We start from the raw sequence: 9,665 nt of genomic DNA on the forward strand, positions 1-9,665 counted from the left end.
CACAGGCTCATGGGCCTGACCAGTTGGAGCCCAGACCACCGACGAGGCCACCAGGGCCAGGGAACCCGTCACCACTGCTGCGCTGTGCTTGCCGAACATCCACCCTCCACGGAATATGACCTTCCATATGGCTGTAACTACCCCGTGGCCGCTTCTGCCGGCTCCGGCGCGTTGAGTCACACCACCGGCGCACTACGCGCGGTACGAGCGGTGAAGCACCCCCGCGCCCCCCGAATGGGCGCCTTGATCATCACAGTCGAGGGGTAGGACAGCCCACTCGGATCGAAGCGCTCACACCCGAGCACCGTGGGGAAGGACTCTCGATGGACCAGACAGTCGCGCAAAAGCTCGTCTTCAGCATGCTGGACGCGGACGGAGACGGAATCGTCTCCAGGGAGGAGTACCTGGCGCGCACCAGGAACGTGGCACTGGCTATGGAACTCAAGGACGACGACCCGCTTGTCGTCACCGCACGCACCCTCGGCGAGCGCGCCTGGGCATCGATGGACGCCGACGGCGACGGAAAGCTGACCTTCGACCAGTACGCGGCATGGGCCGGAGCCGAGGCGTTCGACACCGTCTGCGCACCCGTCCTCGGCGCACTCTTCGACCTCGCCGACACCGACCACGACGGCGCCCTCGACCTCCGCGAATTCACAGCCCTGCGCACAGCACTGAACAACCCGGCCAGCAACGCCGAAGCAGCGTTCACCGCCCTGGACACCGACGGCGATGGCCGCATCAGCCGCGACGACTACATTGCATCCATCCGCGCTCACGTCACGGGTGAAGGCTCTCCCATGGGCACGGCGCTGTACAGCAGGCCACTTTCCGACATCCCAGCGTGATGATCAACGCGCGCGGGCGCCGGTGCGCGAGGTCGAGGGTCGGCGACCCCAGAACCTGGGGCACCGGGCAGGCCGTACGCACACCGGGTCCCGGCCGCCCAGTCCCTATCGAGCAGCAGTCCGATTCCGGCGTGCGGGTCTGCCGACCGCGTTCCCGCCCGGGCCGGGAATGTGTCCGGCGCGGGGCGGAGATTGCCGCGCGGGGGCGTGCAGGGCTGTTAGAGGGCGTGCAGGGTCTCGCCGCCCGCGGCCAACGGCGATGCTGTCACCTGGTGGTTGTCGCGCTGTCTCACGGCTTGGCCGGCCGTCCAGTCTCACGGTCGTGTCCAATTCCTCGGAGCGGCTACCGATGGGCAAGGCTCTGACCTGCGGGGACTCCCGAGTGGCCGTCGCTTGGCCATCGTTCGTGAGATTTGGCCACGGAATCCACAGTCGGCGCACACCGGACGGCGGGCCTCCCGCTCGGCCCTGTGCTGTGCGGCGATGCGGCGCAGTTCATCCTGGCGCTCGCGCTGGCGGGCGTCGACCGCTTCACTGCGCGGGTCGCCGATCGCCTCAAGGAGCGTCTGGTTGTGCGGCCGGCCGCAGCGCCGGAGACCGCTCCGGCCTGCGAGCGGCTCGACGTCCGTGAGGCGCGAACTCCCCGCCTCGCGGGTGCGCGGCCACGGACCCGGCCGAGCAACCCGGATCTCGGTGCTTGTATGCCGATTCATTCGTGCGCGCGAACCGTCCCCGAGCGGCGCATGAGGCGGCCGGGCGCATGGGCAGCCCCCACGCGTGAAGACTTCATTGCGCCTGCGCGCAGCGGGACTTGTCACCGCTGCCGCCGCTCCCCCGGCCCACGCCGCCGACACCCTGCCCCTGCACGACGCCGTCGCCGCCCTCAATGTCGCCGACGAGAACCGCACCGGCTACGACCGCAACCTGTTCCGCCACTGAACCGACGCCGACCGGGACGGCTGCTCCACCCGCAACGAAGTCCTCCTCGAAGAAGCCCTCCTCGCACCCCAAATCACCGTCCGCTGCACCCTGAACGGCGGACGCTGGCACTCCTGGTACGACAAACGAGGACGTCGACGCCGCCCGCGCCCTGGACATCGACCACCTCGTCCCCCTCGCCGAAGCCTGGGACTCCGGCGCCTCCCAGTGGACCGACCAGCGACGCGAGGACTACGCCAACGACCTCGGCGACGGCAGGTCAAGGGCTGCATGCGAGCCAGGCCCAGCTCCTCGGGTGACCGCCTGGCGGCCCGTCACGACGTCCCGGGCCGCACCCGCTGAGGGGTACCGACGCGCTGCGGAAACTGCGTCCGGTCCGCGAGCGGGGACAGGAACGCGTACCGCTGGGCGCCGCATTCGTCCACCGCGTCCCCGGCCAGGCGCCTCACGGCCGTCCCGTCGCCCACCCGCAAGGCGGGCTGCGCTGCGTCCGGCGGCAGGACGGCGCGGTGCCGCGCGGTGCTTCCCCGGCGCTGGATGATCGGCGGCGCGCAGAGCCCGCGGAGGCTTCGACGGCGGGCAGGGCCACGGCGCCTGCGGCACTTCCGTACGGGTGAACCCGCCCGCACACCCCCGGCCGGCCTCCGGCAACCGCTATCTGCCGAACGACGCGGCCCACCGGTTGCGCACTACGCGCGCACCCGCTGCGCAGCGCGCGGCCGGGTCGGTGCGCAGACACGGCGGGCGGCCTCGGTGCGCAGCCGACCGTTGCGCAGAACCAGGCCGCACGGCTGCGCAGTCTGGCGTGGGCGCGGGATCGGGGTTCAGGCGGGGTTGAGGCCAGTGATGTCGCCGCCGGGATCGTCCAGGAGGACCAGGCGTGCGGTGATGCGTTTGCCGACGGGCTCACGCTGCACTTCGAAGCCCTGGCAGACGGCCATCACGATCTCCAGCCCGTGCTGCCCCACCCGGCCGGCGTCCGCGGCCCTCGCCACCGGCAGCGCCGGATCCGAGTCCCACACCACGATCTCGACCGCGTCGCCGTCGATGCGCACGTCCAGCAGCACCGGGCCCGGCGCGTACTTGAGGGCATTGGTGACCAGCTCGCTCACCACCAACTGGGTCAGATCCATTGCACGCTGCGAGACGGGCAGCCCGTGCTCGGCCTGCACCCGGGCAAGGAACTCCGCAGCCTGGTGACGGGCCCGGGCGATGCACCCGCCCTCCCCGTCCAGGGCCACCGTGGCCTGCAGGGCCCGCTCGCCCCGCGCGGTGCCGTCCCCGTCCACAGGCATCGATTCCATGACGGCCGCTTTCACTACCCCGTTCACACCCCCGCGCCTGCCCGCAACCACGCAGGTTGACGCCCCATGCCCCCGCAGGCCGACACCCCCGCCAGCCCGCGACAGCATCACCCAAGGCCGTGCGGGGCCGCACTCCTGGGCGAGAGTCTTGCTGTGCCAGTATCACCCGCATGGCCGAGAAACCCACGACGAACAACGCAACAACCGGACAGCCCGGCAGCTTGACGGTCGCGGCCGCCACGATCGACAACATCCGCGTGCTCACCCTGGCCGGGGAGATCGACCACCACACCGGCAGCCGGCTCGAAGCAGCCCTCGACATCACCGGCACCGGCCGCCCCCGGATCGTCATCGACCTGGCGCAGGTCACCTTTCTCGACTCCAGCGGCATCAACATCCTCATCCACGCCCACCAGACGGCCACCGCCGCCGGCGGCTGGCTCCGCCTGGCCGCACCCGCCGGACCCGTCCAGCGCGTGCTGGAACTCGTCGGCATCGACCAGGTCATCGACTGCCACCCCGCCCTCCACCACGCCCTGCATCCCTGACCAGCCATCCTGGCCGCCGGCACGGATGATGCGGACTCGGTGCCGAGAGTCCTGCGATCGGAGGGGCCCCGGGCCTCTTGACGGCCCAAGGGCCGGTCACCGCCGTGATTCGGTTGAAGTTCGCAGGCCAGAACTGCAACGCGGACTCTGCTGCACCCCCGGTGTTGCGCCGGGCGGTGAGGACGCGGGTGGCGATGACGGCGCGGTCGTGGCGCAGCGGCACACGCGGGATCGCCCCCCAGTTCCAGAGGCAGGAAGGGCGCGGCCGGGTCTGCGGCGGGCCTCCGGTCCCGGCCGGACACGGCGGCCGGTGTCCGGGAACGTGGCGGGACGGCGGGCGCCCAGCGGGCGGTGTAAAGACGGTAGCCGGGTTCCTCGCCGCGCTCGCTGCGAGCCTCGGTGATGTCGGTACAGTGCGCGGCGAGCGCTTCCTTCACGATCGTCTCGTCCAGGCCGGGCTCGCGGCGGCGACCGCGCAGGATGAGGGCGAGATGGCGGTGGCCGTGCGGCCCGCCTGCCGCCCAAGCGTGCGCCGCTGGGCGGTTTCGCGCATACGCCTGCAGGCCGCGCTTCCGCGCGGCCTGCAGGGTTCCCGCCGCACGGGCGGCGCCCCGGCGGTGCCGGCCGTGGTCAGTGGTCGTTGCCTCCGGTGGTGAACTTGAGCGAGGAGTACTTGTCGTTGTACATGTCGCTCTCGAGGCTGTCGTCGTTGGTGAAGTCGAACGCCTCCCTGGGACCGACGGTCAGGGGGACTCCCATGTGGTACTTGCCGGGATAGAGCTTGACGGTCCGGTCGCTGTTGTTGAACACGGCGCTGGTCCTGTCGTCCATGTGGAAGTCACCCCCCAGGTTGCCCAGGTCCTTCCTGGTCAGCAGGATCTTCCAGTCCTTCTGGTTCCGGTTGAAGTGCCAGTCCTCGTAGAGGCACACGTACCCTTCCTGGCAGTTGTCCTTGCCCCACGACTGGATCACGAAGGCGTCGAGCGGCGCCGCAGTGGCGGCCGGAGAGACGAGAGCACCGGTCAGGGCGAGCAGGCCGCCGCCGGCCGCGAGAAGAACAGAACGCCTCATGCGCTTCTTCCTTTCGGACTAGTTTCGTTCCCGCGCGTTCAATTCGCCCGCGGAACGGGGCGGTTCGGAACGCGGGAATCACCATAGATATCCCCCGGATCGAAACCCTGAATCCCGCTTCTCGCTGCGCATGGATGCGGAAAAGCACATCACACAGGGGCGGATACAATCGCACTAGCGACGGGGAGCCGCCCCGCTATTTTTCGCCGGACTGGCGCAAAGCTACGCAAGGCTGCTCCTTTCTTTGCACGGCTGTGGCCGATGTGGCGAGAGCTGAATTTGCCGTTGCTGGGAAAAAGGCCGCCCGCCCTGCATCGTGGGCGTCGATCCGAGGCAGCCAATCGAGCCGTTCCCCGCGTCCTAACCCGGGAGGGTGTCCGGAACTCGCAGGTGACCGGGCTGGATTCCCAGCCCGCAGGGCATCATCCCTGCCCGCACTCCAGGCGGGTGTCGCGTTGCCCGGCGCTGCATCGGATCCCGTCGCCGCACAGGCCATCAGCCTGCTCGGACGCATGAGCCGGGGCGCACCCAATGCCGCCAGTGAGCCGCTTTTCTTCTGGGACCCCATTTTCCGGCCTGCCGCCGAATACCGGGTTCGGAGGGCCACCGCAAGGAAAGAAGAAAGATGGAGGGCCGACTTGTTTCTGCGGGTTTCGGTTCGGGTTGCCGAGAAGTACGGGACGCCGGCTCGCACCGGTCATTTCCCGCGCACCCTCCTTCATTCCAGCGATCACACCGGAAAGGACTGTTTCATGGCTGCCATCACTAAGATCGTCGCCGCAGTGTGGACCGCCGACACCGCGGCGGCCGCCACCGACAGCACCGTCTACCTCTGCGTCGCCGGACGCGAGTTCAAACTGGAGACCGACGGCAACGACTTCGAACGCGGCGCCTACACGGAGTACGTCCTGGGCGAAGGAACCAACGTGCTCGACTCCCAGTACAACGACCCGCGCATCCCGCAGCTCGACACCGACGACCTCGGCCACTACCCCGTCTACGTGCGCATGGAACCCAGCGGCTCCGGCCCGGACTGGCACCTGGAACGGATCAAGGTCACCGTCCAGCCCGGCGGCCACACCTTCGACAACCCCGTTCTCGAGAACCAAGCCGAAAACCGGCGCATCTGGCTCGGCCAGAAGCCGGGCAAAATACTCTACCTCCGCCGCGTCAGCATCCAGGGCTGACCCGCGGGCGCGGCCGGCTTCACCGCCGAGGATCCCGCCCCCGGCCGCGCCCCTGCCCGACGTCCTCGGCCGACCGCTCCGGTTGGCACCCCGCCCACGAACCTGACCGCCGGTGACTGCTGGACCGCAGCCAACAGCGGGCGATGCCGCCCGATGAGCCGGGACCAGGCGGTGCAGGCCCTGCGCCACCAGGTGCCGGCATGCATCCACTGCCGGCCCGACACCGCCTCGGCATCCTCGACTAACAGTCGCCTCCAACTACCAGCGCCGCGTCGGGTCGGCTGACTGGAGCCCCGGCACACGCGGCTGAGGCGGCCAGGGCCTGTCTGACAAATGATCTTGTCGGGGCTCGCGGAGCCAGAGGATGAGTGCCGCGAGGTGAACGTCGGCCCGGTAGCGGACGGCGAGTTTGTCGAAGCGGGTTGCGATGGCCTGACCAGCCGCCGCGCGTGCCGGCTGAACCCCACGGGAGCGTTCGTCCTCCGCCTGCTGCTGCGGGGCGCCACCGCCGAGGACGCCGCTGCGCGCGGCCCAGGCGGCATCGTCGTTGTCCGGGTCCTGTCCCTCCCAGTGTGGCAGGTGCGTCGCTGCGCCGTGCGTGAGGGAGGGTCAGGGATGAGCACAGCCGGTGCGCCGCGTCGGGTGCACGAGGGCCGGTGGGTGGTCGGCCGCGCCTGGATCATGGAGCACACCGGGGCCTCCAAACTCACCGCCTACGCCCGCCTCCACGCCCATGTGCCCGCGCCCTCCCCGCCCGGCGCCCGCCGCAAGGGCGGGCTGCAGACGCCCGAGGAGGAATGGCGCAAGCACTACCCGCTCTTCCCCCGGCTGCTGTTCGTCCTGGACGGCACAGGCCCGGCCGGGGTGGAGAACCGCATCATCGCCTTGGAGTCGGCTCTGCTCCATCTGGGCCCGGCCGCCCTGCCCGGCGTCCCCGTCCTCGCCGCCACACTCACCGACCTCCTGCGCGACGGACCCTGCGCGCCCGTCTGGCGGCCCGTCCGGGATCCCGACCAGCGTCTCCCGTGGACCTGTTGACCACCCAGCGAACCGACCGCCACGGGATGCACACTGCGCGAAACCGCCCCCACCGGAACGCCGGCTTCAGGACAGCCGCCCTCGACGCGCAGGGCAGGCGTGAACCCGAGGAGGCCCGCAGCCATGCGGACTTGATCATGTTCCCGGGGTGAAAATGGGGCCATGACGGTTTGGCGGCGGGTGTGTTGGTGGGGGCTTGCCCTGCTGGGAACGGGTACGGCCGTGGGGCTGCTGGTATGGGTGACGGTGGCGCATCCGGAGGGTTCTGATCAGGCGTGGGGCGTCGTCGGGGCGGTGGCGGGGGTGGCCGCGCTGGGGGTGGCGCTGTGGCAGTTGCGGGCGTCGGTCGCCGGTCCCGCCTCGGCGGGCGCGCCGGTGGCTCCGTCGGCGTCCGGTCCGGTGGAGCAGGTGGTCGGGGAGCGGGGGGCGATTGTGGCACGGGGCAGCGTGCGGGGGTCTTCGACCCGGTACGTCGGGCCGGCGTCCGCTGCGCCCGGGGCGTCTTCGCAGGGTGGTGGGCCGGGGCTGGTGGGCAGCGACGGCGCCATTGTCGCGGGTGAGGACGTCGAGGACTCGCGCACCGAGTACCGGCCGTGACCGATATACCCGGCGAGGCGTCCGGGCAGCAGGCGTCGGCCGGGATCCGGGCAAGTCACGGCGCGATCGCCGCCGGCGGTGACGTGGTCGGCTCGTCGACGCAGTACATCACCGCCGGCCAGGCGTTCGTGCTGCCTCCCGAGGCGTACGGGCCGATTCCGGACGACGCCGCGGACGGCGGGGTCTCGAACGTCGCATCCGGTCTGTTCGTGGGCCGCGCCGATGAACTGGCGGCGCTGGAGGAGGCGTTCAGGCGGCCGGGGAAGGTCGTCGTGCACGCGGTGCACGGGCTGGGCGGGGTCGGCAAGTCGGCCCTGGCCGCGCACTGGGCCGGCCGGCGGCCGGAGAGGCTGCGGTGGTGGGTGACCGCCGACGACGCGAGCGGGGTCGAGGCGGGGCTGGCCGCTTTGGCACGGGCCCTGCAGCCCGCGCTGGCCGTGCTGCCCGCCGAGGTGCAGAGCGAACGCGCGGTGGACTGGCTCACCCGCCACGACGGCTGGCTGCTCGTGCTGGACAACGTCGAGGACCCCCGGCACATCCGCCCGCTCCTGGATCGCTTGCCCGGCGGCCGGATCCTGATCACCACCCGCCGCGCGACCGGCTGGCACCACCACGCCACCGCCATCCGCCTCGGCGTGTTCAGCCCAAACGAGTCCCTCGAGCTGTTCACCCGCGTCCTCACCCACCACGGCCCCCGCGACACCGACGGCGCCGACGCCGTGTGCGAGGAACTCGGGCATCTGGCCCTGGCGGTGGAACAGGCGGCCGCGTACTGCGCCGAGACCGGCACATCCCCGCGCGCCTACCTGGACCTGCTGGCCCAGTGGCCCGCCACGATGTTCGCCGCCGGCGCCGAAGGCGGCAATGCCGAACGCACCATCGCCCGGATCTGGCACCTGACCCTCGACCGCCTCGGCGACACCCCCCTCGCCGGCGATGTGCTGCGCCTCCTGGCCTGGTACGCCCCCGACCGCATCCCCCGCAGCCTGCTCGAGGGTCTCGCCGAACCGCCCCGCCTCGCCGCCGCGATCGGCCGGCTCACCGCCTACAGCATGATCACCGACAATGGCGACGCCACCTTGAGCGTCCACCGCCTCGTGCAGGCACTCGCCCGCACCCCGGACCCCGACGACCCCCACCGCCGGCCCGAAGCCATCGACCACGCCCGCAACCAGGCCACCGAACGTATTTCCGCTGCCTTCCCCGTCGGCCGCGACGATCAGCCCGACACCTGGCCCCTGTGCCGGGCCCTCCTCCCCCACGCCGACGCCCTCACCCACCACCACACCCCCGACCACGACACCATCCAAACCGCCGACGTTCTCCACCTCACCGCCCTCTATCGCTTCGGCCAGGGCGCACTCGCCCCAGCCATCCGCGCCTTCCAGCGCGCCCTCGCCGCCGAAGAACGCCTCCTGGGCAACGACCACCCCCACACGCTGACTACACGCCACGATCTCGCCCACGCATACGAGACCGCAGGGGACCCGAAGCGGGCAATCCCGCTCTACGAACAAACCCTGCAGGAGAGTGGACGCGTTCTGGGCAACGACCACCCCAACACACTGGCCGCACGCAGCAACCTCGCCTTCGCGTACCAGGCGGCGGGGGACCTCAAGCGGGCAATCCCGCTGTACGAACAAGCCCTGCACGACCAAGAGCGCGTCCTGGGCAACGACCACCCCCACACACTGGCCTCACGCAACTACCTCGCCGGCGCATACGAGACCGCAGGGGACCTCAAGCGGGCAATCCCGCTCTACGAACAAACCCTGCACGAACGACAACGCGTCCTGGGCAACGACCACGTGCACACGCTGATCTCACGCAACAACCTCGCCAGCGCATACGAGACCGCAGGGGACCTCAAGCGGGCAATCCCGCTCCACGAACAAACCCTGCACGAACGACAACGCGTCCTGGGCAACGACCACCCCCACACACTGGCCTCACGCAACAACCTCGCCCACGCGTACCAGGCGGAGGGAGACCTGGGGCGGGCAATCCCGCTCTACGAACAAACCCTGCACGACAGTGAACGCGTCCTGGGCAACGACCACCCCCACACACTGGCCTCACGCAACAACCTCGCCCACGCGTACCAGGCGGAGGGAGACCTGGGGCGGGCAATCC

General features: G+C 70.6%; 8 protein-coding genes and 3 pseudogenes. 8 read left to right on the plus strand and 3 right to left on the minus strand.

The features are described from left to right. Positions 1–323: 323 nt before the first annotated feature. Together ABZY13_RS27405 and ABZY13_RS27410 are read left to right on the plus strand one after the other, a co-directional pair. Entirely contained in the window at positions 324–848 is a 525-nt protein-coding gene (locus tag ABZY13_RS27405) for an EF-hand domain-containing protein (RefSeq protein ID WP_356635304.1), read from the plus strand. Between the two features lie 795 nt (positions 849–1,643). Beyond that, positions 1,644–2,046 (plus strand): annotated as a pseudogene (locus ABZY13_RS27410) (DUF1524 domain-containing protein); the annotation flags it as partial. A 565-nt stretch (positions 2,047–2,611) separates the two neighbouring features. Here ABZY13_RS27410 and ABZY13_RS27415 read toward each other — a convergent pair. Further along, on the minus strand, positions 2,612–3,091 hold the full coding sequence (locus ABZY13_RS27415) for an ATP-binding protein (RefSeq protein WP_356635306.1): 480 nt from the start codon (positions 3,089–3,091) through the stop codon (positions 2,612–2,614). 170 nt (positions 3,092–3,261) lie between these two features. Between ABZY13_RS27415 and ABZY13_RS27420 the strand changes: the two genes are divergently transcribed. Continuing rightward, on the plus strand, positions 3,262–3,639 hold the full coding sequence (locus ABZY13_RS27420) for an STAS domain-containing protein (protein ID WP_356635308.1): 378 nt from the start codon (positions 3,262–3,264) through the stop codon (positions 3,637–3,639). 630 nt (positions 3,640–4,269) lie between these two features. On the opposite strand, the gene ABZY13_RS27425 is transcribed toward ABZY13_RS27420, so the two are convergent. Next, positions 4,270–4,710 (minus strand): peptidase inhibitor family I36 protein, encoded by a 441-nt coding sequence (locus tag ABZY13_RS27425; RefSeq protein WP_356635310.1) that lies wholly within the window; start codon positions 4,708–4,710, stop codon positions 4,270–4,272. Between the two features lie 752 nt (positions 4,711–5,462). On the opposite strand from ABZY13_RS27425, the gene ABZY13_RS27430 reads away from it, so the two are divergent. Together ABZY13_RS27430 and ABZY13_RS27435 are read left to right on the plus strand one after the other, a co-directional pair. Continuing rightward, positions 5,463–5,897, plus strand: a complete 435-nt coding sequence (locus tag ABZY13_RS27430; protein ID WP_356635313.1) for a hypothetical protein — start codon at positions 5,463–5,465, stop codon at positions 5,895–5,897. Positions 5,898–5,993: 96 nt separating this feature from the next. After that, positions 5,994–6,182, plus strand: a pseudogene (locus ABZY13_RS27435) (DUF6233 domain-containing protein); the annotation flags it as partial. 36 nt (positions 6,183–6,218) lie between these two features. Here ABZY13_RS27435 and ABZY13_RS27440 read toward each other — a convergent pair. Continuing rightward, positions 6,219–6,332 (minus strand): annotated as a pseudogene (locus tag ABZY13_RS27440) (IS5/IS1182 family transposase); the annotation flags it as partial. 180 nt (positions 6,333–6,512) lie between these two features. On the opposite strand from ABZY13_RS27440, the gene ABZY13_RS27445 reads away from it, so the two are divergent. The 3 genes from ABZY13_RS27445 to ABZY13_RS27455 form a co-directional block, all read left to right on the plus strand. After that, positions 6,513–6,935 carry a hypothetical protein gene (locus ABZY13_RS27445; protein ID WP_356635315.1) on the plus strand — a complete coding sequence of 141 codons (423 nt, stop codon included), beginning with the start codon at positions 6,513–6,515 and terminating at the stop codon, positions 6,933–6,935. Between the two features lie 222 nt (positions 6,936–7,157). Further along, positions 7,158–7,532: a hypothetical protein gene (locus tag ABZY13_RS27450; RefSeq protein WP_356635317.1), complete on the plus strand. Its 375-nt coding sequence runs from the start codon at positions 7,158–7,160 to the stop codon at positions 7,530–7,532. Continuing rightward, a partial coding sequence (locus tag ABZY13_RS27455) for a tetratricopeptide repeat protein (RefSeq protein ID WP_356635319.1) occupies positions 7,529–9,665 on the plus strand: 2,137 nt, incomplete at its 3' end. The genes ABZY13_RS27450 and ABZY13_RS27455, both read left to right, overlap by 4 nt.

It is taken from the genome of Streptomyces sp. NPDC006610 (genome assembly GCF_040611575.1).
Taxonomy (GTDB): domain Bacteria; phylum Actinomycetota; class Actinomycetes; order Streptomycetales; family Streptomycetaceae; genus Streptomyces.

Bases quoted from the DNA above. Each gene is read 5' to 3' on its own strand.
- ABZY13_RS27405 (WP_356635304.1), top strand. From the start codon at position 324: ATGGACCAGACAGTCGCGCAAAAGCTCGTCTTCAGCATGCTGGACGCG.
- ABZY13_RS27415 (WP_356635306.1), bottom strand. From the start codon at position 3,091: ATGGAATCGATGCCTGTGGACGGGGACGGCACCGCGCGGGGCGAGCGG.
- ABZY13_RS27420 (WP_356635308.1), top strand. From the start codon at position 3,262: ATGGCCGAGAAACCCACGACGAACAACGCAACAACCGGACAGCCCGGC.
- ABZY13_RS27425 (WP_356635310.1), bottom strand. From the start codon at position 4,710: ATGAGGCGTTCTGTTCTTCTCGCGGCCGGCGGCGGCCTGCTCGCCCTG.
- ABZY13_RS27430 (WP_356635313.1), top strand. From the start codon at position 5,463: ATGGCTGCCATCACTAAGATCGTCGCCGCAGTGTGGACCGCCGACACC.
- ABZY13_RS27445 (WP_356635315.1), top strand. From the start codon at position 6,513: ATGAGCACAGCCGGTGCGCCGCGTCGGGTGCACGAGGGCCGGTGGGTG.